The 24620-nt window shown below is 47.0% G+C and carries 25 protein-coding genes; 20 read left to right on the plus strand and 5 right to left on the minus strand.

Annotated elements, in window-relative coordinates; genetic code table 11:
* The first annotated feature begins 39 nt into the window (after nt 1-39).
* The 8 genes from purB to tsf all read left to right on the plus strand — a co-directional run bounded on the left by purB (nt 40) and on the right by tsf (nt 8540).
* On the plus strand, nt 40-1386 hold the full coding sequence (gene purB, locus KG118_RS15275; protein ID WP_117712227.1) for an adenylosuccinate lyase: 1347 nt from the start codon (nt 40-42) through the stop codon (nt 1384-1386).
* A gap of 134 nt (nt 1387-1520) precedes the next feature.
* On the plus strand, nt 1521-3005 hold the full coding sequence (locus tag KG118_RS15280) for a pseudouridine synthase (RefSeq protein ID WP_117712225.1): 1485 nt from the start codon (nt 1521-1523) through the stop codon (nt 3003-3005).
* A 29-nt stretch (nt 3006-3034) separates the two neighbouring features.
* Complete coding sequence (asnS, locus tag KG118_RS15285; protein ID WP_117712223.1) at nt 3035-4438, plus strand: asparagine--tRNA ligase; 1404 nt, start codon at nt 3035-3037, stop codon at nt 4436-4438.
* A gap of 156 nt (nt 4439-4594) precedes the next feature.
* Entirely contained in the window at nt 4595-5086 is a 492-nt protein-coding gene (locus KG118_RS15290; RefSeq protein WP_117712220.1) for a DUF4488 domain-containing protein, read from the plus strand.
* Between the two features lie 465 nt (nt 5087-5551).
* Nucleotides 5552-6013, plus strand: coding sequence for a 50S ribosomal protein L13 (gene rplM, locus KG118_RS15295; RefSeq protein WP_004288303.1), 462 nt, complete (start codon nt 5552-5554; stop codon nt 6011-6013).
* 6 nt (nt 6014-6019) lie between these two features.
* The gene (gene rpsI / locus KG118_RS15300; protein ID WP_004288304.1) at nt 6020-6406 is read left to right on the plus strand and encodes a 30S ribosomal protein S9; all 387 of its coding nucleotides are present in this window, start codon (nt 6020-6022) and stop codon (nt 6404-6406) included.
* A 177-nt stretch (nt 6407-6583) separates the two neighbouring features.
* Complete coding sequence (rpsB, locus tag KG118_RS15305; protein ID WP_005658322.1) at nt 6584-7420, plus strand: 30S ribosomal protein S2; 837 nt, start codon at nt 6584-6586, stop codon at nt 7418-7420.
* A 127-nt stretch (nt 7421-7547) separates the two neighbouring features.
* On the plus strand, nt 7548-8540 hold the full coding sequence (gene tsf / locus KG118_RS15310; protein WP_117712217.1) for a translation elongation factor Ts: 993 nt from the start codon (nt 7548-7550) through the stop codon (nt 8538-8540).
* Between the two features lie 89 nt (nt 8541-8629).
* On the opposite strand, the gene KG118_RS15315 is transcribed toward tsf, so the two are convergent.
* Entirely contained in the window at nt 8630-8989 is a 360-nt protein-coding gene (locus KG118_RS15315) for a translation initiation factor (RefSeq protein WP_117712215.1), read from the minus strand.
* Between the two features lie 168 nt (nt 8990-9157).
* Between KG118_RS15315 and KG118_RS15320 the strand changes: the two genes are divergently transcribed.
* The 3 genes from KG118_RS15320 to ispF are packed head-to-tail and all read left to right on the plus strand — an operon-like array spanning nt 9158 to nt 10957.
* Nucleotides 9158-9814 carry a redox-sensing transcriptional repressor Rex gene (locus KG118_RS15320; protein ID WP_117712213.1) on the plus strand — a complete coding sequence of 219 codons (657 nt, stop codon included), beginning with the start codon at nt 9158-9160 and terminating at the stop codon, nt 9812-9814.
* A complete protein-coding gene (locus KG118_RS15325) occupies nt 9814-10431 on the plus strand; it encodes a fumarylacetoacetate hydrolase family protein (RefSeq protein ID WP_117712211.1) in 618 nt (205 codons plus the stop codon). The genes KG118_RS15320 and KG118_RS15325 overlap by 1 nt, the downstream gene beginning before the upstream one ends.
* A 46-nt stretch (nt 10432-10477) precedes the next feature.
* Nucleotides 10478-10957: a 2-C-methyl-D-erythritol 2,4-cyclodiphosphate synthase gene (gene ispF / locus KG118_RS15330; protein ID WP_117712210.1), complete on the plus strand. Its 480-nt coding sequence runs from the start codon at nt 10478-10480 to the stop codon at nt 10955-10957.
* 40 nt (nt 10958-10997) lie between these two features.
* Here the strand turns inward: ispF and KG118_RS15335 are convergent, their stop codons facing one another.
* The 4 genes from KG118_RS15335 to KG118_RS15350 form a co-directional block, all read right to left on the minus strand.
* On the minus strand, nt 10998-12356 hold the full coding sequence (locus KG118_RS15335) for a glycoside hydrolase family 28 protein (RefSeq protein WP_117712208.1): 1359 nt from the start codon (nt 12354-12356) through the stop codon (nt 10998-11000).
* A gap of 29 nt (nt 12357-12385) precedes the next feature.
* On the minus strand, nt 12386-13237 hold the full coding sequence (locus tag KG118_RS15340) for an exodeoxyribonuclease X C-terminal domain-containing protein (protein WP_117712205.1): 852 nt from the start codon (nt 13235-13237) through the stop codon (nt 12386-12388).
* Nucleotides 13238-13274: 37 nt separating this feature from the next.
* Nucleotides 13275-14330: a porin gene (locus KG118_RS15345; protein ID WP_117712202.1), complete on the minus strand. Its 1056-nt coding sequence runs from the start codon at nt 14328-14330 to the stop codon at nt 13275-13277.
* Between the two features lie 83 nt (nt 14331-14413).
* On the minus strand, nt 14414-14887 hold the full coding sequence (locus KG118_RS15350; RefSeq protein WP_117712200.1) for an HU family DNA-binding protein: 474 nt from the start codon (nt 14885-14887) through the stop codon (nt 14414-14416).
* Nucleotides 14888-15163: 276 nt separating this feature from the next.
* Here KG118_RS15350 and mnmA point away from each other — a divergent pair, with 276 nt between their 5' ends.
* Genes mnmA through KG118_RS15395 form a run of 9 tightly spaced genes read left to right on the plus strand, consistent with a single transcriptional unit; the run spans nt 15164 to nt 24548 of the window.
* Complete coding sequence (mnmA, locus tag KG118_RS15355) at nt 15164-16252, plus strand: tRNA 2-thiouridine(34) synthase MnmA (RefSeq protein ID WP_187120014.1); 1089 nt, start codon at nt 15164-15166, stop codon at nt 16250-16252.
* 30 nt (nt 16253-16282) lie between these two features.
* A complete protein-coding gene (locus tag KG118_RS15360) occupies nt 16283-17653 on the plus strand; it encodes a S8 family peptidase (RefSeq protein ID WP_117712197.1) in 1371 nt (456 codons plus the stop codon).
* 41 nt (nt 17654-17694) lie between these two features.
* A complete protein-coding gene (gene xseA / locus KG118_RS15365) occupies nt 17695-18942 on the plus strand; it encodes an exodeoxyribonuclease VII large subunit (protein ID WP_117712195.1) in 1248 nt (415 codons plus the stop codon).
* Nucleotides 18943-18949: 7 nt separating this feature from the next.
* Entirely contained in the window at nt 18950-19165 is a 216-nt protein-coding gene (xseB, locus tag KG118_RS15370; RefSeq protein ID WP_117712289.1) for an exodeoxyribonuclease VII small subunit, read from the plus strand.
* Nucleotides 19166-19217: 52 nt separating this feature from the next.
* A complete protein-coding gene (locus KG118_RS15375; protein ID WP_117712193.1) occupies nt 19218-20237 on the plus strand; it encodes a branched-chain amino acid aminotransferase in 1020 nt (339 codons plus the stop codon).
* A 3-nt stretch (nt 20238-20240) separates the two neighbouring features.
* Nucleotides 20241-21047: an MBL fold metallo-hydrolase gene (locus tag KG118_RS15380; protein WP_117712191.1), complete on the plus strand. Its 807-nt coding sequence runs from the start codon at nt 20241-20243 to the stop codon at nt 21045-21047.
* Between the two features lie 9 nt (nt 21048-21056).
* Nucleotides 21057-21815: a tRNA (guanosine(46)-N7)-methyltransferase TrmB gene (trmB, locus tag KG118_RS15385; protein WP_117712189.1), complete on the plus strand. Its 759-nt coding sequence runs from the start codon at nt 21057-21059 to the stop codon at nt 21813-21815.
* Between the two features lie 48 nt (nt 21816-21863).
* Nucleotides 21864-22964, plus strand: a complete 1101-nt coding sequence (locus KG118_RS15390; RefSeq protein WP_117712187.1) for an Mrp/NBP35 family ATP-binding protein — start codon at nt 21864-21866, stop codon at nt 22962-22964.
* Between the two features lie 36 nt (nt 22965-23000).
* On the plus strand, nt 23001-24548 hold the full coding sequence (locus KG118_RS15395; RefSeq protein WP_117712185.1) for a Gfo/Idh/MocA family protein: 1548 nt from the start codon (nt 23001-23003) through the stop codon (nt 24546-24548).
* Nucleotides 24549-24620: the final 72 nt, after the last annotated feature.

Consider the following 24620-nt stretch of genomic DNA (forward strand, 5'->3'; position numbering starts at 1 on the left):
GTAATTTTGCACCCCGATAATTATCTATAAATACGACGTATGGAACTTGATTTACTTACCGCAATCTCTCCGATTGACGGTCGATACAGGGGCAAGACAGATGCTTTGGCTGCCTATTTCTCAGAATTCGCACTGATAAAATACCGTGTACAGGTTGAAGTGGAATATTTTATAACCTTGTGTGAACTGCCTTTACCTCAGCTGAAAGGGGTGGACAAGGGCGTGTTCGAGACATTGAGGAACATCTACCGTAACTTTTCCGAAGCCGATGCCGGACGCATCAAGGATATTGAAAGCGTGACGAATCATGACGTGAAGGCTGTGGAATATTTCCTGAAAGAAGAATTTGACAAGTTGGGCGGAATGGATGATTACAAAGAATTTATCCACTTCGGGCTGACTTCACAAGATATTAACAATACTTCTATTCCATTGTCTGTGAAAGAGGCTTTGGAACAGGTGTATTATCCTCAAATAGAGGAACTGATAGCTCAACTCCGTGCGTATGCGGAAGAGTGGGCGAATATCCCGATGCTTGCCAAGACGCACGGGCAGCCGGCTTCTCCCACTCGTCTGGGAAAAGAGGTGATGGTGTTCGTGTACCGTTTGGAACGTCAGTTGGCTGCGTTGAAGGCTTGCCCGGTAACCGCTAAGTTTGGTGGCGCTACGGGCAATTACAATGCGCATCACGTGGCTTATCCGGAGTATGACTGGAAAGCCTTCGGCAATAAGTTTGTCGCAGAGAAGTTGGGCTTGGAGCGTGAAGAATATACGACTCAGATTTCCAACTATGACAATCTGTCCGCCATCTTCGATGCGATGAAGCGCATCAACACGGTGATGATTGACATGAACCGTGACTTCTGGCAGTATATCTCTATGGAGTATTTCAAACAAAAGATTAAAGCCGGAGAGGTTGGTTCAAGCGCAATGCCGCATAAGGTAAATCCGATTGACTTTGAAAATGCCGAAGGTAATCTGGGCATAGCAAACGCTATTCTTGAGCATCTGGCTGTGAAGCTGCCGGTGTCACGTCTGCAACGCGACTTGACGGATTCTACCGTATTGCGTAACGTGGGTGTTCCGTTCGGGCATATTGTAATTGCCATTCAGAGTTCATTGAAGGGATTGCGCAAGCTGTTGCTGAACGAACCGGCTATCTGCCGCGATTTGGATAATTGCTGGAGTGTTGTGGCCGAGGCTATTCAGACAATCCTGCGCCGTGAGGCATATCCGCATCCTTATGAAGCGCTGAAGGCGTTGACGCGTACTAACCAGGCTATCACAGAGGCTTCCATCAAAGAATTCATAGAAGAATTGAATGTAAGCGAAGATATTAAGAAAGAATTACGTGCAATTACCCCCCATACATATACGGGGCTTTAAGAAGTGAAAAGAGAGTCCGGAGGTTCTCAACTTTTTTAATCCGGAATTTGTTTATAAGCTGAAATAAAAGAAAGGTAATTAGAGATAAAGAATGGCCGTGAGGCCAGTAGGTTTAATTTTATTCGAATAAAACAATGAGTACAGAAAATGAAACTTGGCGTGATGCTTCTTCCTCAGAGGAGAACTCAGGCGCCGGCCGTGATGGTAACCAATTTAACAGAGAGGGAGGTTATAACCGCCCGTCTTACAACCGTGAAAATGGCGACCGCCCTTATCGTCCGAGATTTAATAGTGAAAATGGCGATCGTCCGCAACGTTCTTACAGTAGTGACCGCCCTTATCGTCCTCGCTTTAACCCGAATGCGGAGAATGGCGACCGTCCGCAGCGTTCTTATGGCAACAACGATCGCTCTTATGGCAACAATGCCGGTGGCGACCGTCCTTATCGTCCTCGCTACAACAGCGAAGGTGGCGACCGTCCACAACGCTCTTATGGCAACAATGATCGTTCTTATGGCAATAATGCCGGTGGCGACCGTCCTTACCGTCCTCGCTACAACAGTGAAGGTGGTGACCGTCCTTATCGTCCTCGCTACAACAGCGAAGGCGGCGACCGTCCGCAACGCTCTTATGGCAACAATGCCGGTGGCGACCGTCCTTACCGTCCTCGCTACAATAGCGAAGGTGGCGACCGTCCGCAGCGTTCTTATGGCAATAATGCCGGTGGCGACCGTCCTTACCGTCCTCGCTACAACAGTGAAGGCGGCGACCGTCCGCAACGCTCTTATGGGAACAGAGACAGCTATAGCCGTCCCATTCGCCGTACGGGAGACTACGACCCCAATGCCAAATATAGCAAGAAGAAACAGATAGAATATAAGGAACAGTTTGTTGACCCGAACGACCCGATTCGTCTGAATAAGTTCCTTGCTAATGCAGGTGTATGCTCGCGTCGTGAGGCGGATGAATTTATTACAGCCGGAGTGGTGTCTGTAAACGGAGTGGTGGTTACTGAACTGGGTACTAAGATTAAGCGTGGAGACGAAGTGAAGTTCCACGACCAGGCGGTCAGCATCGAACGTAAGATATATGTCCTGTTGAATAAGCCGAAAGATACGGTGACAACTTCCGATGACCCGCAGGCACGCCGTACTGTAATGGATTTGGTGAAGGGCGCTTGTGATGAACGTATCTATCCGGTAGGTCGTCTGGACCGTAATACTACGGGTGTGCTGTTGCTGACAAATGATGGCGACTTGGCTTCCAAGCTGACTCATCCCAAGTATCTGAAAAAGAAAATATATCATGTGCACTTGGATAAGAATCTGACTAAAGCCGATATGGAACAGATTGCAGCCGGTATTCAGTTGGATGACGGTGAAATCCATGCAGATGCTATCAGCTATACTGATGATTTCAAGAAAGATGAAGTGGGTATAGAAATTCACTCCGGCAAGAACCGTATCGTGCGTCGTATTTTCGAATCGCTGGGATATAAGGTTGTGAAGCTGGACCGTGTATTCTTTGCCGGCTTAACCAAGAAAGGCTTGCGCCGCGGCGAATGGCGTTACCTCACAGAGCAAGAGGTGAACTTCCTGCGCATGGGCTCTTTCGAATAATATATATAATAAGGTATAATAACTGTTTTATGGAAAAGATTAGTAGAACAAAGATTGTTGACCTGTTGAAGCGTGAAGACTTTGGCGCTATGGTCAACGTGAAAGGCTGGGTTCGCACCCGCAGAGGTAGTAAGCAAGTTAATTTTATCGCGCTGAACGACGGTTCTACAATAAATAATGTGCAGATTGTGGTAGATTTGGCAAACTTCGATGAAGAGATGCTGAAAGATATTACCACAGGCGCTTGTTTGAGCGTGAACGGCGTGCTGACTGAATCGGTAGGCTCCGGTCAGAAAGCTGAAATCCAAGCTCGTGAAATCGAAGTGTTGGGAACTTGCGATAATACATATCCTTTGCAGAAAAAAGGGCACTCTATGGAGTTCCTTCGTGAGATAGCCCATCTGCGTCCGCGTACGAATACATTCGGCGCTGTGTTCCGCATTCGTCACAATATGGCTATTGCCATTCATGAATTCTTCCATAAGAAAGGGTTCTTCTACTTCCATACGCCTATCATTACGGGCTCTGACTGCGAAGGTGCCGGGCAAATGTTCCAGGTTACTACGATGAATCTGTATGATTTGAAGAAAGACGAAAACGGTTCCATTATCTACGATGACGACTTCTTTGGCAAACAGGCGAGTCTGACGGTTTCCGGTCAGTTGGAGGGTGAGCTTGCCGCTACGGCATTGGGTGCTATCTATACATTCGGTCCTACGTTTCGCGCCGAGAATTCCAATACTCCCCGTCACTTGGCAGAGTTCTGGATGGTTGAGCCGGAAGTTGCATTCAATGACATTACCGACAATATGGACTTGGCGGAAGAATTCATCAAGTTCTGTGTGCAGTGGGCTTTGGATAACTGCGCCGATGATGTGAAGTTCTTGAACGATATGTTTGATAAGGGCTTGGTAGAGCGTCTGCAAGGTGTCTTGAAAGAAGACTTCGTTCGTCTGCCTTATACGGAAGGTATCAAAATTCTGGAAGAAGCCGTTGCAAAGGGGCATAAGTTCGAGTTCCCCGTATACTGGGGCGTTGACTTGGCTTCCGAACACGAACGTTATTTGGTGGAAGAACACTTCAAGCGTCCGGTTATCCTGACGGATTATCCGAAAGAAATCAAGGCGTTCTACATGAAACAGAATGAAGATGGCAAGACGGTACGCGCCATGGATGTGCTCTTCCCGAAGATTGGCGAGATAATCGGCGGTTCCGAGCGTGAGGCCGACTATACCAAACTGATGAACCGCATTGATGAACTGCATATCCCGATGAAGGATATGTGGTGGTATCTCGATACCCGTAAATTCGGTACGTGTCCGCACTCCGGTTTTGGGCTGGGCTTTGAGCGTCTGTTGCTGTTTGTAACCGGCATGACTAATATTCGTGACGTGATACCCTTCCCGCGTACTCCGCGTAATGCAGAGTTCTAACTGCCGGGAAGTGACATAAAATATCCTAAACGGAGAAGCCCGCATAAATTTGATTTATGCGGGCTTTTTTTATGCAATAATTTGTTATATTCTCAAAATAAATCTTTATATTTGTGTCAATAGGAATGACATAACGTTAACCAATATCATACGAATATGAAAAAGAATTATTTCTTTACCATGCTGGCAGCGGTGCTGCTCGCGGTAACAGGAGTCCGGGCGCAGGATAAGGCAGCTTTTGAACCTGCGCATCTGCAAGGTATTTGGCAGTTGTGTCATTATGTGTCTGAGAATCCGGATATTCCCGGAATGCTGAAGCCGAGTAATACATTTAAGGTACTGAGTGATGACGGACGTATCGTTAACTTCACGATACGCCCGGGTACGGATGCCATTATCACAGGATATGGCACGTATCAGCAAATATCGGGCAATGCTTACAAAGAGAGCATCGAGAAGAATATCCATCTGCCCATGCTGGATAATAAAGACAATGTCCTTGAATTTGAAATGGGTGAGGGAGGTGTGATGTATCTGAAATATTTCATTGCAAAAGATTTGAACGGAAATGAACTGAACACGTGGTTTCATGAAACATGGAAACGGGTGAATATGCCGCCGGTATTCCCGGAAGATATTGTCCGGTAGCAGGTTTTCAAGACTATTCAATGCTTCTTACATAGTTCCTGATTACACAATTCTTGAAAAACGCTGCCTATAAGCGTTTGCATATATAAGCGGGCGTTTTTTGGATAGGTGGTGTCAAAATGTAAAAGCCCTATCATTCTGTCATTCTGAACGCAATGAAGAATCTCTTCTCTGTATACATAAGGGAGGAGATTCTTCGTCGCAAGCTCCTCTGAATGACTGGATGATAGGGCTTTTGCATTTTGAATTCAACCTCTTTCTTTTTGTTGTATATCAGCCAAGTGCAATTTAAAAAAAAGAAGAAAACGTTTGCCAGTTATAAGAAAATCCGTACCTTTGCAAGCCGATTATTATCTCATAAGGATAAGCATTTAATTCATAGCGAGTTAATCTCCCTTTGTCCGAGGTGGTTAATTCGTGGTGAAGCAAAACATTTAGTAGTAACATTTAAAAAAACAATTAAGAGTGGATACTTTAAGTTACAAGACCATTTCTGCAAACAAAGCTACAGTGACTAAAGAATGGGTCATTGTTGACGCTACAGACCAAGTATTAGGTCGCCTGGGCGCAAAAGTTGCGAAACTGTTGAGAGGAAAGTATAAACCAAACTTTACTCCTCACGTAGATTGTGGCGATAATGTAATCATTATCAATGCCGACAAAGTAAAATTAACCGGTAACAAGTGGAATGACAAGGTATATCTGTCATATACAGGCTATCCCGGCGGTCAGAGAGAAATCACTCCTGCTCGTTTGCAGGCAAAACCGAACGGTGATGACAAGTTGCTGAGAAAAGTAGTAAAGGGTATGTTGCCTAAGAATAAACTGGGTGCTCAATTGTTGGGCAATATGTACGTTTATGCAGGCAGTGAGCACAAACATGAAGCTCAGAGCCCGAAAATGATTGATATTAACGCACTTAAATAAGAGATAATGGAAGTAGTAAATGCATTAGGCAGACGTAAAAGTGCAATTGCACGTATTTTCGTAAGCGAAGGTACTGGAAAGATTACTATTAACAAGAGAGACCTCGCAGAGTACTTTCCATCAAGCATTCTTCAGTATGTAGTTAAACAACCGTTGAACAAGCTGGGTGTTGCTGAAAAGTACGACATCAAAGTAAACCTCTGCGGTGGTGGTTTTACCGGTCAGTCTCAGGCATTGCGTCTTGCAATTGCTCGTGCACTGGTGAAAATCAATGCTGAAGATAAGGCTGCTCTCCGCGCTGAAGGTTTCATGACTCGTGATCCTCGTTCTGTTGAACGTAAGAAACCGGGACAGCCGAAAGCTCGTCGTAGATTCCAGTTCAGTAAACGTTAAGAGTTAGAGAACGGTTGGGGCGGACAAGTTGCTTAATTCTCGACTTTCACCTCTCAACTCTCAACTGAAAAAGCGTTTAGTATCTAAACTACCGGGACTCTTCATTTGGATAGGCTACCCGGCGGTTGGTTTAGAAAAAACAAAAAAGAAAGTAAACGATTTAAAGATTAAAACAAAATGTCAAGAACAAATTTTGATACATTATTGGAAGCCGGTTGCCACTTCGGCCACTTGAAAAGAAAGTGGAACCCTGCAATGGCTCCTTATATCTTCATGGAACGCAATGGTATTCATATCATTGACCTCAACAAGACGGTTGCTAAAATAGACGAAGCTGCTGAAGCTTTGAAGCAAATCGCTAAGTCAGGAAAGAAAGTCCTGTTTGTTGCTACTAAAAAACAAGCTAAGCAGGTGGTTGCCGACAAGGCTGCATCTGTAAATATGCCTTATGTAATCGAGCGCTGGCCGGGTGGTATGTTGACTAACTTCCCGACAATCCGTAAGGCTGTGAAGAAGATGGCTACTATCGATAAATTGACTAACGATGGTACTTATTCTAACCTCTCTAAGAGAGAAATTCTGCAAATCTCTCGCCAACGTGCTAAATTGGACAAGACTTTGGGCTCTATCGCTGATCTGACTCGTCTGCCGTCCGCTTTGTTCGTTATCGACGTAATGAAAGAGAACATTGCAGTTCGTGAAGCTAACCGTTTGGGTATTCCGGTATTCGGTATCGTTGATACTAACTCCGATCCTACAAACATCGACTTCGTTATTCCGGCAAACGATGACGCTACTAAATCGGTAGAAGTTATCTTGGATGCTTGCTGCGCAGCTATGCAGGAAGGTTTGGAAGAACGCAAGGCTGAAAAGGTAGATATGGAAGCTGCCGGTGAAGCTCCTGCCAACAAAGGCAAGAAGAAAGCTACAAAAGCAAGACTCGATAAGTCTGACGAGGAAGCAATCAACGCAGCCAAAGCTGCCGCTTTCATCAAGGAAGACGAAGAGGCTTAATCATAGAACTGAGAGTTGAGAATTGAAAGTTGAGAGTTACTTTACGGCAATTCTCAATTCTCTATTCTCAGCTCTTTTTCGCTTTTTAGAACGATATTTATTAACTAAAATATAAAGGAAAGATATTATGGCTGTAAGTATGGCTGATATAACCAAGCTCCGTAAAATGACCGGTGCTGGTATGATGGACTGCAAGAATGCATTGAATGATGCTGAAGGCGATTTCGACAAGGCAATGGAAATTATCCGTAAGAAGGGACAGGCTGTTGCCGCTAAGCGTTCAGACCGTGAAGCTTCTGAAGGTTGCGTTTTGGCTAAGACTACTGGTGACTTTGCAGTTATCATTGCTTTGAAGTGTGAAACTGACTTCGTAGCCCAGAATGCTGACTTCGTGAAACTGACTCAGGAAATTCTTGATCTTGCTGTTGCCAACAAGTGTAAGACTTTGGATGAAGTGAAAGCGTTGCCGATGGGTAGCGGTACTGTACAAGATGCAGTAACTGACCGTAGCGGTATTACAGGTGAAAAAATGGAACTCGACGGTTATATGACTGTAGAGGGTGCAACTACCGTTGTTTATAATCACATGAACAGAAACGGTCTTTGTACTATCGTTGCTTTCAACAAGAATGTTGACGAACAGTTGGCTAAGCAAGTAGCTATGCAGATTGCTGCCATGAATCCGTTGGCTATTGATGAAGACGGTGTTTCTGAAGAAGTTAAGCAGAAAGAAATCGAAGTTGCCATTGAAAAGACAAAAGCTGAGCAAGTGCAGAAAGCTGTTGAAGCTGCTTTGAAGAAAGCAGGTATTAACCCGGCTCATGTAGACAGCGAAGATCATATGGAAAGTAATATGTCTAAGGGCTGGATTACAGCTGAAGATGTAGCAAAGGCAAAAGAAATTATCGCTACTGTTTCTGCTGAGAAGGCTGCAAATCTGCCTGAACAGATGATTCAGAACATTGCTAAAGGTCGTCTGGGTAAATTCTTGAAAGAAGTTTGCTTGCTGAATCAGGAAGATATCATGGATGCCAAGAAGACAGTAAGAGAAGTGCTGAAAGAAGCCGATCCTGAATTGAAGATTGTTGACTTCAAGCGTTTCACTTTGCGCGCTGAATAATTCGGTACAAATAAAAATATATAGAAACGGTCGCATGGAGGTATCCATAGCGGCCGTTTTTTGTTGAAATTTTCAGGTATAAGGTGTGTTCATCCCACCGGCTTAGTCTGTGTATACCCTTCCTTCTTCAGCAACTCCAGTACTTTCTGTTTGAAATCACCTTGTACAATGATTTCTCCGTCTTTGGCGCTCCCGCCCACACCGCATTTGCTTTTGAGGAATTTGCCTAATTCTTTCAGGTCGTCTTCCATGCCGACAAAGCCGGTGATAAGGGTTACGACTTTACCACCCCGGTTTTTGCGGTCCAGTTGTACGCGCAGACGTTGTTGGGAGGGTTGGGGAGTGGTTTGTTCTTCGTCATCATCTACCTCGTATTTAAAGTCGGGATTGGTGGAGTACACTACATTCAGTCTGTCTTTCCAGTCGTTGTCTTTGGAATTTTTAGCCATATATATCTATTTTATATTCTGTGAAAAGGAGTTCAAAAATACGGTTTTGCAGGGAACTTTGCAATCATAGGTAGAAATAATGTTAACCTTTTGTCATAGATATGTTACAGATTAGAAAAAAAGCACTACTTTTGTCAGTCATAATATTGAGAACTTAAAGGGAAGACTATGAACAATCAGTTACAAAAGAAAGACTCCATGAAAGTGCCGGAACCTACCCTGCGCCGTCTTCCGTGGTACCTTTCCAATGTAAAGTTGCTTAGAAAGAAAGGGGAGCGTTTCGTTTCTTCTACTCAAATCTCCAAAGAAATCAATATTGATGCTTCTCAGATAGCAAAAGATTTGTCGTATGTCAATATCTCAGGCCGTACGCGTGTGGGGTATGATGTAGATACGCTGATTGCTGTGCTGGAAGATTTCCTTGGATTTACCAATATACATAAAGCTTTTCTTTTCGGTGTCGGAAGTTTGGGCGGCGCGTTGCTGCGTGACTCCGGTTTGAGCCATTTCGGTCTGGAGATTGTGGCGGCATTCGATGTGAACCCTGAACTGGTAGGGACAACCCTGAACGGTATTCCTATCTACCACTCCGATGACTTTGAGAAGAAAATGCGCGAGTACGATGTCAATATCGGTGTACTGACAGTGCCAATCGAGATTGCACAGAAGATAACGGACACTATGGTGGCAGGCGGCATTAAAGCTGTTTGGAACTTTACCCCGTTCCGTATACGGGTGCCGGAAGATATAGTAGTCCAGAACACCTCATTATATGCACATCTGGCAGTTATGTTTAACCGTTTGAACTTTAACGAAATCAAGTAATGAAGATTATAGCAGTAGGGATGAACTATGCGCAGCACAATAAAGAGCTGGGGCATACTCAGGTAAACCGGGAACCCGTTATCTTCATGAAGCCCGATTCGGCTATTCTTAAAGACGGCAAGCCATTCTTTGTTCCCGACTTTTCCAATGAAGTTCATTATGAAACGGAAGTTGTAGTGCGTATTTGCCGGTTGGGCAAGAATATTGCTCCGCGCTTTGCGCACCGCTATTATGATGCGGTGACAGTAGGCATTGACTTCACCGCACGCGACTTGCAACGGAAATTCCGTGAAGCCGGCAATCCGTGGGAACTCTGCAAAGGATTCGATAATTCGGCGGCTGTCGGCACATTCATTTCTTTGGAACAAGCCGGCGGTGACTTACAGCAACTGGATTTTCATCTCGACATCGATGGCAGCGAAGTGCAGCGTGGCAATACGGCGGATATGCTTTTCAAGATAGACGATATAATAGCCTATGTCAGCCGTTTTATGACCTTGAAGATTGGTGACTTGCTGTTTACAGGTACGCCTGCCGGTGTAGCACCTGTCAGTATCGGGCAACATCTGCAAGGTTATTTGGGGGAAGAAAAATTACTCGATTTCTATATTCGCTGATTCCGGCGGGTGCTTGCGGACACATCCATTCTATAATTAAGAAAAAATGAAGATACGTGTAGGCTTTGGCTTTGATGTTCACCAATTGGTGGCAGGTAGAGAACTTTGGTTAGGCGGCGTGCGTCTGGAACATGAGAAAGGTCTGTTGGGGCACTCGGATGCCGATGTGCTTATACATGCCATTTGTGATGCACTGTTGGGAGCGGCTAATATGCGCGATATAGGTTATCACTTTCCGGATACGGCAGGTGAGTTTAAGAATGTGGATAGCAAGATATTGTTGAAAAAGACGGTGGAGCTGATAGGAACCAAAGGCTATTCTGTCGGCAATATTGATGCGACCGTCTGTGCCGAACGCCCCAAGCTGAAAGCTCATATTCCCGCCATGCAGCAAACCCTCTCCGCAGTAATGGGGATTGATGAAGATGATATCTCCATAAAAGCCACCACTACGGAGAAACTGGGCTTTACCGGACGCGAAGAAGGTATGTCGGCTTATGCGACCGTATTGATAACGAAAGGATAACCGACTCTCTTCAGTCGCTTTGGGCAAGGGCAACCCCGTTTCAGGGAGCGGCTACTTTTTCTCCGTTTACCACCACATTGTCCAGTGTCAGGTTTACGACATTCTCCATTTGTATGGCTTTGGGCGCTTTCTTTACGCTGATGTTCCGCAGGGTGATGTTGTACAGTTTTGCCTCGGGCAGTCCGTTTGCCATGAGCGCCACGCTGTCTACCCGGTTGCAGGTTACGTCTTCGATGCAGATGTTGCGGAACAATGTAGGGTGATTGCCGCCCCGGTATCCATGATAGTTTGTACGGAAATTAATTACTCCCCACAGGCAGACGTCCGCCTCAATGCGTCGCATATTCAGATTTTCGAAATAGCCGCCTCTGTCCAGATTGGATTTGAAGTAGATACCGTTACGGCAACTGTCTATCTTGCAATCTTCGATATAGATATTCCGCACTCCGCCCGACATTTCGCTGCCGATGGTGATGGCCCAGCGTGCAAAGTGGCAGTTGCGTATAATGACGTTCTCCGTGGCCTGGCCGATGCGCCACCCGTCTTGGTCGCGTCCCGATTTGATGGCGATACCGTCATCGCCTACGTTGAAGTCCATGCCTTCTATCAGTACATTGGTGCAAGATTCCGGGTCGCAGCCGTCATTGTTGTAGTTATTGCTGTCTATGTATACATTCCGTACGGTTACGTTGTCACAGAATACCGGGTGGATAATCCAAAAAGGAGAATCGTATATCTTTAAATCTTCCACCAGCACATTCTTGCAGCCATAGAACTGTATCATGCAGGGGCGCAGATAATGCCCCTCTCCGAATACGCGCTTGTATACCGGGACGGAGTCAATACCCATTTGGCGCAGACGGTTCACTGCGGGACCTTGTATGGCGTGCCAGTCATTGAAGGTTACCGAGCCGTTGCCGTCGATGACACCTTTGCCGGTTACTGCAACGTTTGTACATTGGTAAGCGTAGATGAAGGGGGAATAGTTGAAACATTCCGTCCCTTCCCATTTGGTCAGCACCATGGGCAGATAGTCTGCGGCTTCGGTAGAGAATTCCAGACGTGCACCCTCGGCGATGTGCAGGTTTATGTTGCTTTTCAGTGTAATGGCTCCTTTGATGAAGTAGTTTCCGGCGGGGATGAGTACGGTTCCGCCACCATTTGTATTACACAGGTTGATAGCTTTGAGAATAGCGTGCCGGCTGTCGAAGGTGGTATCGTCCTTTGCTCCGTAATCGGCTACGTTGTAAACCGTATCGGCAAATGTGGGTGGTATGATATTTTTTAGTATTTCGGGTACTTTGGCCCATTCTCCGGCTTCCTTCCGGGGAGATGTAGTGGTGCATGCTCCTATCGTCAATAAAAGGGACAGGCACCAGAGTGCAGATTGTTTTTTCATGGTATTACAATATTTAAAATGGTATTATATTATTGGTGGAGCTTCACGTAATTCAGCCGTGTCCATTTGTTCTTGCCGATGGTATATGTGTTGGCAACGCGTGCCGAGACTATATGTATTACTTCGTCTGTCCGGTAAGCGTGCTCCACAGCGGGCAGTTGGCACGAGTGCCGGCTTGCGGTTCGGGAGTTGACGCGGAAGGTTACAAGATTTCCGGAAGCATCTTTCAGCCTTAATACTTGGCGGACATAGAAATAAGGAGTCGTACCTCTGACTTGCGTCTTGTAGGGGTCATCCTCCAGACGGACACTGAGAACAGTCAAAGTAAGATTCTCCACTTTCTCCCCTTCCTTGCCGAGGAAACGTCCGGCGGGAGGTTGCTTGGCTTTCCGTTGCAGGATGTCGATGTGGACGGAATGGTATATTCGGGCGATTTGCGCGAAACGTTCCTGTTTGGGTATCTGGGGAGTAAACTTGAAAGCTATCCAAGTGAGATAACCGGGATCCACTTGCAGGATTTCGTGCAGATAATGCCCGCGATATTTGCCGAATGAGATAATATCGTCACCCCTGTTCTGCATCCGCTTGGCGTTGTATTCCACTAAGAGCAGGGGGCGCAAGGAGTAATAGCACAGGGTGCTTGCTATCCGTAAGGTTTCGTGTATGTCCTCGTTCAGGTCGAACAGATAAAATATGGACTGCCTTTCGGGCAAGGGAGAATAAATCCATAGGGAATACCGGGGATGTCCCGCCCTCGGCAGGACCACAAGATAAGCGCCCGCCTCTTTGAAAGAAGCTTTCTTCAAGTTGTATTCATTTAACTTTTGATACAACGAGTCTTGCTCTGTGGCAGTGATGCCCGGAATAAGCGGATTTGCCATACATCGATTTGCTTATTCCAAATATACGGAATTTTATTTAGAATCGCACCATTAATTCCAGTACAATTTTGTCTTGTTCGGATTCTTTTGCAATGCTGTTTTTGGCGTAGAAGTATTTCTCGTAATTCAGGCGCAAGTCTGTGCGGAATGCTTTGCTGAGGCTGAAAGTGATGCCGCCCGTCAGGCGTTGGCGTTTGTAGTCGGTGACGGTTAGTGCGCCGGTTTCTTCATCGGTGGTTTTGGCGTCGCTTTGATCCGTCATCATGTCGTAACGCAAGAGGAAGGACATTTTATTGAAAACTTTTCGCAGGGGCAAATCGTAGTTGATGAATATATTCACCGCCTGTACGTCTCCGAAGGCATTGTCCGAATACTGCTTGTACAGATACTCGCCTTCGATGTGGAAACGGTTGAACTCATAGTAAGCGCCGATGTCGTACGATTGTACCCGTACTTCTTCCGGCTGGATGCTTTGTACGCTCAGTGTCAGGTTCAGACCTTTGGTGAAAAGGAACCGGGCCTTGGCGGAGTAGTTTATTTCTTTGTGCCATTCCTTCTGGTTGGTCAGTCCCGAACCGTTGTAAAGCCCGCCTTCCACCGTTATGGGGAGGTCGGTGGGCAGCGTATATCCCAGTGTGATACCCACGTCGCGCACGTTGCCCACCTGTTTGGCGATGAATGAACGGTTGGCGAAGTACTGCTGGTGCGGCGAGCGGTGGGCGTCGATGGTAAACGGTACGCGCATTTGTCCGGCGGTCACCGTCAGCCCCTTGACAGGAAAGAGACGTGCATAGGCATCCAGCATCTTGATGTTCCCTTCGTCCGACAAGTCGATTTCGGCTTTGTAGGCAACAATCGGCAATACATTGCCGGTGAAGCTGACACGTGCGTTGCGCACTTCAAAACGTCCGGCTCCCATTGTGGTCTGGTATTCGTATTTGGCGCGGATTGTTCCATGTATTTCGGGCAGGTAATCCTTTGTTTCCAGTTTGTCCTTGTCTATCTTTTTTCCGTCCTCGTTGTTATAGGAACTTTGGGCTTTTGCTGCGAATGGCAGTAAAGCAATGAGTAGCATCAATGCGCTTTTTTTCATAATTTGTTGTTGTCGATTTATTTACGGCGGCAAAGATACAGTCATATGTGTTGTGTTTTTATGTCATACGTGTTTCGTTTCTATTACAAAAGACCTTGTTCTTCCATTTTTCGCTCTTCTTCCAAAATCTCGGGTGTCAGTAACTCTGCCGGGAGGTAACTGCTGAGAGGGATACGGAATGCTTTGGTCTTTTTGAGGCGTTGCATCAGGTTGCGGTCCGGCACGAAGTATAGTTTGGACACCTGTACTTTGCCGGGGGTAACATCTGCCGGATGTTCGTAGCCTTCACTGCCCAGTGCGAGGTGGAACGAGCCGAATTCGCGTATTGTGACCGATTCTCCTTTGCTCAGTTCTGTTTCTATCACTTCACTGATAGCGGTCAGCACGCCTTCCACTACGCCGCGGCTGAAACCGCCCCGCATGGCAACGAGGTGTCCCAACTCTTTTTCGTTTACTCCGCCGCGTTTTTGCAGCTTGTGGGTTACGGCATACCAAAGTCCGCTTTTCTTCTTGTTGAGCAGGTTCTTTTTTTGTCTTACAAGGTATGGAATTGACATGGTTTTCTTTCTCCTTTCATTATTTTTTATCGTTATTTGCGGGGATGCCGGTCTTGTTCTTTTCCCCTTATGGCGGAAAACTTACGAGTTGTACAACCGGGGCATGACGAGTTGTACAACTGGAACGTGACGAGTTGTACAACCCGTAAATCTTTCGTAGGTACAAATGTAAGCAAAGAAAAGGAGAATAGCGGTTTTCTTTTGTGAAGGCATGCTAAAAAGCCGTACCTTTTCTCTGTCTTCTACTTGAAAACCCGTATTTTTGCAAGCTAAACGATGAATATCCAAGATATGAACAAGGCAGAGAAGCGAGTGTTGGTTGGCATGAGTGGTGGCATTGACAGTACTGCCACCTGTTTGATGCTGCAGGAACAAGGTTACGAGATAATCGGCCTTACGATGTGGGTGTGGGGAGACGAACCGTCAGAGGCTCGCGAACTTGCACGGAGTATGGGCATTGAACACTACGTGGCGGACGAACGCGAGGCTTTCCGCAATGTGATTGTACGGAACTTCATCGATGAATACCGGCAAGGACGGACGCCTAATCCCTGCGTGATGTGCAATCCGCTGTTTAAGTTCCGTATTCTTACGGAATGGGCGGACAAGCTGGGTTGCAGGTATATCGCCACCGGACACTATACCCGTCTGGAAGAATTGAACGGGAATATATACATAGTGGCGGGAGATGACGACAAGAAAGACCAGTCTTATTTCCTCTGGCGATTGGGGCAGGATGTTTTGAGACGTTGCCTTTTTCCGTTGGGAGCATATACAAAACTGCAGGTGCGCGACTACTTGCGCGGCAAGGGTTATACGCTGAAAGCCGAAGAAGGGGAGAGTATGGAAGTTTGTTTCATTAAAGGAGATTATCGGGACTTCTTGCGCGAACACTCTCCGGAGATGGACAACGAAGTAGGGCCGGGATGGTTTGTCAATTCGGAAGGGGTGAAGCTGGGCGAGCATAAAGGCTTTCCTTACTATACCATCGGGCAGCGCAAGGGACTGGAAATAGCTTTGGGCAAGCCTGCCTATGTCTTGAAAATCAATCCGCAAAAGAATACGGTGATGCTGGGCGATGCCGAACAGTTGAAAGCGGAGTATATGCTGGCGGAACAGGATAGTTTGATTAATGAGGCGGAGGTCTTTGGAAGCAAGGAACTGACGGTTCGCATACGCTATCGCAGCAAGCCGATTCCTTGTTCGGTGAGACGTCTGGAAGACGGACGCCTGCTGGTGCATTTCCGGTCGGACGCATCCGCCATTGCTCCCGGACAATCTGCCGTGTTCTATATAGGGAAACGGGTGGTAGGCGGTTCGTTCATCGCTTCGCAGCGCGGCATCGGTATGTATTTGAATGATTAAGAACTAAAAAAATAGAAAGTAAGAGAGATAATGAGAAAGAGATTGTTGATTCTTTCAACTTTAGTGTTGCTTGCAGCAGGCGCTTCGGCACAACAGGATACGTTGAAGTATCGTATTAGTTTAAGAGACAAGGCGGCCACCGCTTATTCGTTGGAACGTCCGGAACAGTTCCTTTCACAAAAGGCTATTGAAAGGCGCCGGAAACAAAATCTGGCAATTGATTCCACCGATTTGCCCGTTTGCCGCAAATATGTCGATGAGATACGCAGGCAGGGGGTAAATGTGATTGTCACCGGTAAATGGGAGAATTTTGTCACAGTTTCCTGCAACGACTCTGCCTTGATAGACCGTATTGCGGCATTGCCGTTTGTACGCACTGCGGAGAAAGTGTGGACCGCCCCGAAAACAAAGGGAGAGATGATGTCTGCAACACGCGATTCGGTAGTCAATACCCCCAAAATATATACTGACAGCATTTATGGCCCCGCCATTACTCAAATCCAGTTGAGCAATGGAGACAAATTGCATGATGCCGGGTTCAAGGGACAAGGAATGACGATTGCCGTAATTGATGCCGGATTCCATAATCTGGACAAGATAACGGCGATGCAGAATATCCGCGTTTTGGGAACGAAAGATTTTGTCAACCCTCAGGCGGATTTGTTTGCCGAAAGCAGTCATGGGATGAGTGTGCTTTCCTGTATTGGTATGAACCGGCCGGGAATAATGACGGGAACTGCACCCGAGGCCTCTTTCTGGCTGCTTCGCAGTGAGGATGAATATTCAGAGAATCTGGTGGAACAGGATTATTGGGCGGCGGCTGTTGAGTTTGCCGACAGTGTAGGGGTGGATGTGATCAATACCTCTTTGGGATATTATGCTTTCGATGATAAGTCGAAAAACTATAAATACCGCGATTTGGACGGACACCATGCCTTGATGTCCCGTCAGGCATCACGCATTGCCGATAAGGGCATGGTGTTGGTGTGCAGTGCGGGTAATTCGGGAATGGGTTCTTGGAAGAAAATAACTCCGCCGGGAGACGCCGAGAATGTGTTGACGGTAGGCGCTGTGAATAAGCGGGCGTTGCTGGCTCCGTTCTCTTCTATCGGCAATACCGCCGACAACCGGATTAAACCGGATGTAGTGGCTGTAGGTGAGGGGTCGGACGTAATCCGTACGGACGGCAATCAGGGTAAGGCGAACGGGACTTCTTTCTCTTCGCCTATCATGTGCGGTATGGTAGCTTGTTTATGGCAGGCATGCCCCAAGCTGACTGCGAAAGAACTGATTGAACTGGTCCGCTCTTCCGGTGACCGTGCCGATTGTCCGGATAATATCTACGGTTACGGTGTACCGGATATTTGGAAAGCGTATAATAGTTACAAGCAAAAGAAGTAAAAAAACAGAAGCCCTCAACCATATACTTTATCTTTAAAAACATGGATGCATTATCACTATACGACCTGAATGCCCTGGTGCGCCGCAGCTTGGAGCAATGCCTGCCCGACACCTATTGGATACAGGCGGAGCTAAGTGATGTGCGCACCAACAGCACCGGGCATTGCTATCTGGAGTTTGTGCAGAAAGACCCTCGCAGCAACAACCTGATAGCCAAAGCGAGAGGAACGGTCTGGTCGAATGTATTCCGCCTGTTGAAACCCTATTTTGAAGAAGCTACGGGGCAGGCTTTCGTGTCGGGCATCAAGGTGTTGGTGCAGGTCACCGTCAGCTTTCATGAACTTTACGGGTACAGCCTTACGGTGCAGGACATAGACCCTACTTATACCGTGGGCGACATGGCACGCCGGCGCAAGGAGATTCTGAAACAGTTGGAAGAAGAAGGGGTGCTTACGTTGAATAAAGAGCTGGCAATGCCCCGCTTGCCGCAACGCATTGCCGTTATTTCTTCGTCAACCGCTGCCGGATACGGTGACTTTTGCCATCAGTTGCAGAATAATGCGAGGGGTTTTTACTTCCATACGGAACTTTTTCCGGCGTTGATGCAAGGTGAGCGTGTAGAGGAGTCTGTCCTGGCCGCTTTGGATAAGATAAATTCTCGCTTGGATAGTTTTGATGCAGTAGTTATCATCCGGGGCGGTGGAGCCACTTCCGACCTTTCCGGTTTTGATACTTATCTGCTTGCAGCGGCTTGCGCGCAGTTTCCCCTACCTGTCATAACGGGCATCGGACATGAGCGCGACGATACAGTGCTCGATTCTGTCGCCCATACCCGTGTCAAGACTCCTACTGCGGCTGCGGAATTCCTGATAGATTGTATGAATGATGCGGCCGATGAACTGGATGTGTTGGCTGACCGTCTGTATGGAGGGGTTCAAAGCCTGTTGTCACAAGAGTATCAAAAATTGGCGTCGTACAAAAACCGTATTCCTTCTGCCGCTTACAGGTACATATCGGATGCGAAATTTGCGTTGCTTGCAGAGAGGAAAGATATGGCGCAGGCTGTGACATCTTCTTTGTCCGGTCATCGTCATCGGTTGGAATTATTGCAACAACGGCTGGCAGACGCTTCGCCCGAGAAACAACTGGCACGCGGCTACAGCATCACGTTGAAAAACGGGAAAGTTGTAAAGAACGCTTCTCTCTTGAATGAGGGAGATGAAATCATTACCCGCCTGCATAAGGGGGAAATCACTTCAATAGTAACCAATGAATCGTCAAAAAAATAATAGCCCTATGTCTACACCCAAGAAAAAAGAAACGTATTCCCAAGCGATAGAACGGCTGGAGAAAATTGTAAGCCAAATAGACAATAATGAACTGGAAATTGATGCGCTTGCCGAAAAAATTAAAGAGGCGAACGAAATAATTGCGTTTTGCAGTGACAAACTGACGAAAGCTGACAGGGAAATTAAAAAATTACTGGCGGAGAAGCGGGAATGTGAAGAATAAAAACTATTTTTGTTGCTGATTGTACATAGTAGCAACTAATATTTTAAGAGATATGAAAGAACTGGATTGGGCTAATCTGCCGTTCGGCTATATGAAGACAGATTACAATGTGAGAATTTACTATCGTAATGAACAGTGGGGCGCATTGGAAGTATGCAGCGAGGAAACCATTCCCATGCATATGGCTGCCACTTGTCTGCACTATGGCCAGGAGGCATTTGAAGGCTTAAAGGCATTCCGTGGCAAAGACGGCAAGGTGCGTATCTTCCGTTTGGAAGAGAATGCGGCGCGTTTGCAGTCTACCTGTCGGGGCATCCTGATGCCAGAACTGCCGACAGAACGCTTTAAAGAGGCTATCCTTAATGTTGTGAAGCTGAATGAACGTTTTATTCCGCCTTACGAATCGGGAGCTTCCCTGTATATCCGTCCGTTGCTGATTGGTACGGGAGCACAAGTTGGAGTGCATCCGGCAAAAGAATATCTGTTTGTGGTATTTGTAACACCGGTAGGCCCTTACTTCAAGGGGGGATTCTCAACTAATCCGTACGTTATTATTCGCGAGTTCGACCGCGCCGCACCTTTGGGTACAGGTATCTATAAGGTAGGCGGTAACTACGCCGCCAGCCTGCGTGCCAATAAGAAAGCGCACGATTTGGGTTATGCTTGCGAGTTCTATCTGGATGCCAAGGAAAAGAAGTACATCGATGAATGCGGTGCTGCCAATTTCTTCGGTATCAAAGACAATACATACATCACTCCGAAGTCTACTTCTATCCTTCCGTCCATTACCAACAAGAGTCTGATGCAATTGGCGGAGGATATGGGCATGAAGGTGGAACGCCGTCCGGTTCCGGAAGAAGAGCTGCTGACTTTTGAGGAAGCGGGCGCTTGCGGTACTGCTGCCGTTATCAGTCCGATAGAACGCATTGACGATGTGGAGAACGGCAAGTCGTACGTGATTGCCAAAGATGGAAAGCCGGGACCTGTTTGTACGAAGTTGTATAATAAGCTGCGTGCCATTCAATACGGTGACGAACCCGATACGCATGGTTGGGTAACTATCGTAGAATAACGCATGAGCGTAAAGATTACAACCCTTGTCGAGAATTCGGTTTACGGCAAGGGACTACAGGGAGAGCACGGGCTTTCCCTGCTTGTTGATACGGGCGGACATCGCCTGCTGTTTGACACGGGGTCTTCCGACCTCTTTATGCGCAATGCCCGGATACTTGGGATTGATTTAAAGGAAGTGGATTTCTTGGTGCTGTCGCATGGACATCGTGACCATACAGGCGGGTTGCATCACTTTCTCAGAGTGAACCGGACGGCTAAGGTAGTCTGTAAGAAAGAACTTTTCATTCCGAAGTTCAAAGAAGAACGTGAAAACGGCGTGCTGCATCCTGATGCGTTGGATAGTGCGCGCTTCCGTTTTGTAGACGAGGTCACCGAGTTGTGCTCCGGGGTGTTTGTTTTTCCGCAGTTGCCCGTTACGGATGAGGGCGATACGCATTTTGAACACTTCTTCACGTTGGCGGAAGGGAGAAAAGAAGCTGATACTTTTGCGGATGAACTGGCATTGGTGCTGAAGCAAGCTGATGAAGTGTCTGTTTTGAGCGCCTGTTCGCATCGGGGAATTACGAATATCATCCGCACGGTGCAGGAATATTTTCCGCAGGCATCGTTGAAGCTGGTATTGGGCGGTTTTCATATCCGCAATACTGCAAAAGAGAAATTTGATGTGATAGCCCGTTTCTTTGAAAGCCATTTGCCGCAACGGCTGGGCGTTTGTCATTGTACGGGTATTGATAAATATGCATTGTTTCATCAATGCTTTGGCGACCGGGCTTTTTATAACTATACCGGTCGGGTAGAAATACTTTAATACATACGAATGGGAAAGAATAAATTAGAGAAGTTTGCCGATATGGCGAGTTATCCGCACGTTTTTGAATACCCGTACTCGGCAGTGGACAATGTTCCGTTTGACATGAGAGGGAACTGGCATCAACAGTTTTTCAAGAACAATCATCCGGTTGTGCTGGAACTGGGTTGCGGACGTGGAGAATACACAGTAGGGCTGGGACGTATGTTCCCCGACAAGAACTTCATCGGGGTGGATATAAAAGGAGCGCGTATGTGGACGGGAGCCACCGAATCTCTGGAGTCGGGCATGAAGAATGTCGCTTTTCTGCGTACCAACATCGAAATAATAGACCGCTTCTTCGCACCGGGCGAGGTGAGCGAGATATGGCTCACATTCTCTGACCCGCAGATGAAAAAAGCCACCAAGCGCCTTACGTCCACTTACTTTATGGAGCGTTACCGCAAGTTCCTGAAAGACGGCGGCACCATTCACGTAAAGACCGACAGCAACTTTATGTTTACCTATACCAAATATATGATAGAGAAGAACGGACTTCCGGTAGAGTTTATCACCGACGACCTCTATCATTCCGGTCTGGTGGATGACATCCTCGGTATTCGCACCTATTATGAACAACAGTGGCTGGATCGCGGTTTAACCATAAAGTACATCAAGTTCAGGCTTCCCCAATGCGGAGAGCTGCAAGAACCCGATGTAGAAATAGAGTTGGACGAGTATCGCAGCTACAACCGCAGCAAGCGCAGCGGTCTTCAAACCGGCAAATAAACAGGGACTATCAAATAGTAAATAGTAAATCGTAAAATAGTAAATAACATGACTCTCTATCCTAAATTGATTTTGGATGCACTGGCAACAGTGCGCTATCCCGGCAACAAGAAGAACCTTGTTGAGGCGGAAATGGTTGCCGATAATTTGCGTATTGACGGGATGAAAGTCAGTTTCTCGCTGGTTTTTGAGAAGCCGACCGATCCCTTTATGAAGTCAATGGTAAAGGCTGCTGAAACAGCAATACATACCTATGTCTCACCGGAAGTGGAAGTGACGATTGCCACCGAAAGCCGTCAGGCTGCACGGCCGGAGGTGGGCAAACTGTTGCCGCAGGTGAAGAATATAATTGGCGTGTCTTCCGGTAAAGGCGGTGTGGGCAAGTCTACCGTTTCCGCCAATCTGGCGGTTTCTTTGGCTAAGTTGGGTTATAAGGTAGGTTTGCTGGATGCCGATATCTTCGGACCTTCCATGCCCAAGATGTTTCAGGTGGAAGATGCCCGCCCGTATGCCGAGAACATCGGCGGACGTGATTTGATTGTGCCTATTGAAAAATACGGTATCAAACTGCTGTCTATCGGTTTCTTCGTAGATCCCGACCAAGCTACCCTATGGCGCGGCGGTATGGCAAGCAATGCGCTGAAACAGTTGATAGCCGATGCCGACTGGGGTGAACTGGATTATTTCCTGATAGACCTTCCGCCCGGAACCAGCGATATTCATCTTACCGTAGTGCAGACACTTGCCATGACCGGGGCTATCGTTGTCAGCACACCGCAGGCGGTGGCTTTGGCGGATGCCCGTAAAGGCATCAACATGTTTACGAATGATAAGGTGAACGTGCCTATTCTCGGTCTGGTAGAAAATATGGCTTGGTTTACCCCTGCTGAACTTCCGGAGAACAAGTACTATATCTTTGGTAAAGAAGGAGCCAAGAAACTTGCGGAGGATATGAATGTTCCGCTATTGGGACAGATTCCTATCGTGCAGAGTATCTGCGAGAGTGGGGACAAGGGTACTCCCGTAGCTTTGGATGAGAATACGGTGACAGGACGCGCCTTCTTGCAATTGGCGGCAGCCGTTGTCCGTCAGGTAGACCGTCGGAATATGGAAATGGCGCCTACCAAGATTGTAGAGACACATAAGTAAAAAATACCCGTATTATTAACTTTGAATTTGAAAAGCATGAAGAGTTTAAAGGTATTGCTTTTTGGAATATGCATTGCATTGTGCGCATGTTCGTCGCAGACATCTGCTGTGCATACCAATGACAAGGGAACTCAATGGCAATGGGAAAACGGAACGATTGTTGTTGAAACTCCCCAGCGTCCGGCAGACCGGAAGAGCGTGGTAGGGCTGGCACTTCCTAAAATGGAAGTGGTACGCGTAGGATTTGTCGGTCTGGGTATGCGTGGTCCCGGAGCGGTAGAACGTTTTACCCATATCCCCGGAACGCAAGTTGTGGCACTTTGTGATTACGAACAGGAGCGTGCGGATAAGTGCCAGAAATATCTGGAACGGGCTTCTATGCCGAAAGCTGCCGTATATTCCGGTGAAAAGGGCTATGAAGAACTGTGTAAGCGTGATGATATAGACTTGGTTTATATCGCTACCGACTGGTTGCATCATTTCCCCGTAGCCATGTGTGCTATGGAGAATGGAAAGAATGTGGCTATCGAAGTTCCTTCCGCTATGAATCTGAAAGAGTGCTGGGATTTGATTAACATGAGTGAGAAGACTCGCAAGCACTGTATGATTCTGGAGAACTGCTGCTACGACTGGTTTGAAATGAATACGCTGAACATGACACAACATGGTGTGTTCGGTGAAGTGATTCGTGCACAAGGTGCGTATATCCATAATCTGAGTCCGTTTTGGAATCATTACTGGAAAGACGGCGAGGGTGACAAACTGGGTTGGCGTCTGGACTATAACATGAGACATCGCGGTGACGTGTATGCCACTCATGGTCTTGGCCCTGTGGCGCAGGCACTTGATATTCACCGAGGAGACCGTATGCAGACCTTAGTTGCTATGGATACTAAATCGATAGTAGGAAAGTCTTTGGTTGAGGCAAGAACGGACTCCGCTTGCAATAACTTCCGCAACGGTGATCACACTACGACATTAATCCGTACTGCTAACGGTAAAGTAATTGAAATACAGCATAATGTTATGACACCACAGCCATACAACCGCTTGTATCAACTGACCGGCTCAAAAGGATTTGCCAATAAATATCCCGTAGAAGGCTACGCGCTTGATGCCGACCAACTGGCAGCTTCGGGTGTGGAGCCTAAGGTGGACGACCTGAATTCACATGGTTTCTTGCCGAAGGCGGAGATGGAAGCGCTTGTCGCTAAATACCAGCATCCTATCTTGAAGAAATACGGTGATATGGCGAAAGAAGTGGGCGGTCACGGCGGTATGGACTTTATCATGGATAGCCGTTTGGTTTATTGCCTGCAAAACGGTTTGCCTTTGGATATGGATGTATACGATTTGGCGGAATGGTGCTGTCTGGCAGAGTTGGGTGAGCTTTCTATGGACAACAATTGTGCTCCGGTGGCATTTCCCGATTTTACCCGTGGCGAGTGGAACGTTGTGAAGGGGTATAAGCATGCTTATGCAAGCCCGGAAGAGGAAGCCGTTACAATGAAAAAGGCGAAAGCGTTTACGGCTGAATTGAAAGAACAAGGCGCTAAAGAATGGGCACAGGCTGAAAAGAAGTAATTACTTGTCAATGATAACAGGTGACCTTTCCGGAAACCTGTCTGATGATAAAAAGGTGTATTACAACTTGAA

Source organism: Bacteroides propionicigenes (assembly GCF_018390535.1).
GTDB classification, from domain to species: Bacteria; Bacteroidota; Bacteroidia; order Bacteroidales; family Bacteroidaceae; genus Bacteroides; species Bacteroides propionicigenes.

What these genes read in the sequence shown, in the direction of transcription:
- rpsI (WP_004288304.1), top strand. Translation starts at nt 6,020, where the DNA reads ATGGAAGTAGTAAATGCATTAGGCAGACGTAAAAGTGCAATTGCACGT.
- KG118_RS15345 (WP_117712202.1), bottom strand. Translation starts at nt 14,330, where the DNA reads ATGAAAAAAAGCGCATTGATGCTACTCATTGCTTTACTGCCATTCGCA.
- KG118_RS15315 (WP_117712215.1), bottom strand. Translation starts at nt 8,989, where the DNA reads ATGGCTAAAAATTCCAAAGACAACGACTGGAAAGACAGACTGAATGTA.
- asnS (WP_117712223.1), top strand. Translation starts at nt 3,035, where the DNA reads ATGGAAAAGATTAGTAGAACAAAGATTGTTGACCTGTTGAAGCGTGAA.
- KG118_RS15360 (WP_117712197.1), top strand. Translation starts at nt 16,283, where the DNA reads ATGAGAAAGAGATTGTTGATTCTTTCAACTTTAGTGTTGCTTGCAGCA.
- rpsB (WP_005658322.1), top strand. Translation starts at nt 6,584, where the DNA reads ATGTCAAGAACAAATTTTGATACATTATTGGAAGCCGGTTGCCACTTC.
- KG118_RS15340 (WP_117712205.1), bottom strand. Translation starts at nt 13,237, where the DNA reads ATGGCAAATCCGCTTATTCCGGGCATCACTGCCACAGAGCAAGACTCG.
- KG118_RS15290 (WP_117712220.1), top strand. Translation starts at nt 4,595, where the DNA reads ATGAAAAAGAATTATTTCTTTACCATGCTGGCAGCGGTGCTGCTCGCG.
- KG118_RS15280 (WP_117712225.1), top strand. Translation starts at nt 1,521, where the DNA reads ATGAGTACAGAAAATGAAACTTGGCGTGATGCTTCTTCCTCAGAGGAG.
- trmB (WP_117712189.1), top strand. Translation starts at nt 21,057, where the DNA reads ATGGGAAAGAATAAATTAGAGAAGTTTGCCGATATGGCGAGTTATCCG.
- KG118_RS15395 (WP_117712185.1), top strand. Translation starts at nt 23,001, where the DNA reads ATGAAGAGTTTAAAGGTATTGCTTTTTGGAATATGCATTGCATTGTGC.
- KG118_RS15390 (WP_117712187.1), top strand. Translation starts at nt 21,864, where the DNA reads ATGACTCTCTATCCTAAATTGATTTTGGATGCACTGGCAACAGTGCGC.
- KG118_RS15325 (WP_117712211.1), top strand. Translation starts at nt 9,814, where the DNA reads ATGAAGATTATAGCAGTAGGGATGAACTATGCGCAGCACAATAAAGAG.
- KG118_RS15350 (WP_117712200.1), bottom strand. Translation starts at nt 14,887, where the DNA reads ATGTCAATTCCATACCTTGTAAGACAAAAAAAGAACCTGCTCAACAAG.
- KG118_RS15335 (WP_117712208.1), bottom strand. Translation starts at nt 12,356, where the DNA reads ATGAAAAAACAATCTGCACTCTGGTGCCTGTCCCTTTTATTGACGATA.
- tsf (WP_117712217.1), top strand. Translation starts at nt 7,548, where the DNA reads ATGGCTGTAAGTATGGCTGATATAACCAAGCTCCGTAAAATGACCGGT.
- ispF (WP_117712210.1), top strand. Translation starts at nt 10,478, where the DNA reads ATGAAGATACGTGTAGGCTTTGGCTTTGATGTTCACCAATTGGTGGCA.
- mnmA (WP_187120014.1), top strand. Translation starts at nt 15,164, where the DNA reads ATGAATATCCAAGATATGAACAAGGCAGAGAAGCGAGTGTTGGTTGGC.
- xseB (WP_117712289.1), top strand. Translation starts at nt 18,950, where the DNA reads ATGTCTACACCCAAGAAAAAAGAAACGTATTCCCAAGCGATAGAACGG.
- purB (WP_117712227.1), top strand. Translation starts at nt 40, where the DNA reads ATGGAACTTGATTTACTTACCGCAATCTCTCCGATTGACGGTCGATAC.
- KG118_RS15375 (WP_117712193.1), top strand. Translation starts at nt 19,218, where the DNA reads ATGAAAGAACTGGATTGGGCTAATCTGCCGTTCGGCTATATGAAGACA.
- KG118_RS15380 (WP_117712191.1), top strand. Translation starts at nt 20,241, where the DNA reads ATGAGCGTAAAGATTACAACCCTTGTCGAGAATTCGGTTTACGGCAAG.
- KG118_RS15320 (WP_117712213.1), top strand. Translation starts at nt 9,158, where the DNA reads ATGAACAATCAGTTACAAAAGAAAGACTCCATGAAAGTGCCGGAACCT.
- xseA (WP_117712195.1), top strand. Translation starts at nt 17,695, where the DNA reads ATGGATGCATTATCACTATACGACCTGAATGCCCTGGTGCGCCGCAGC.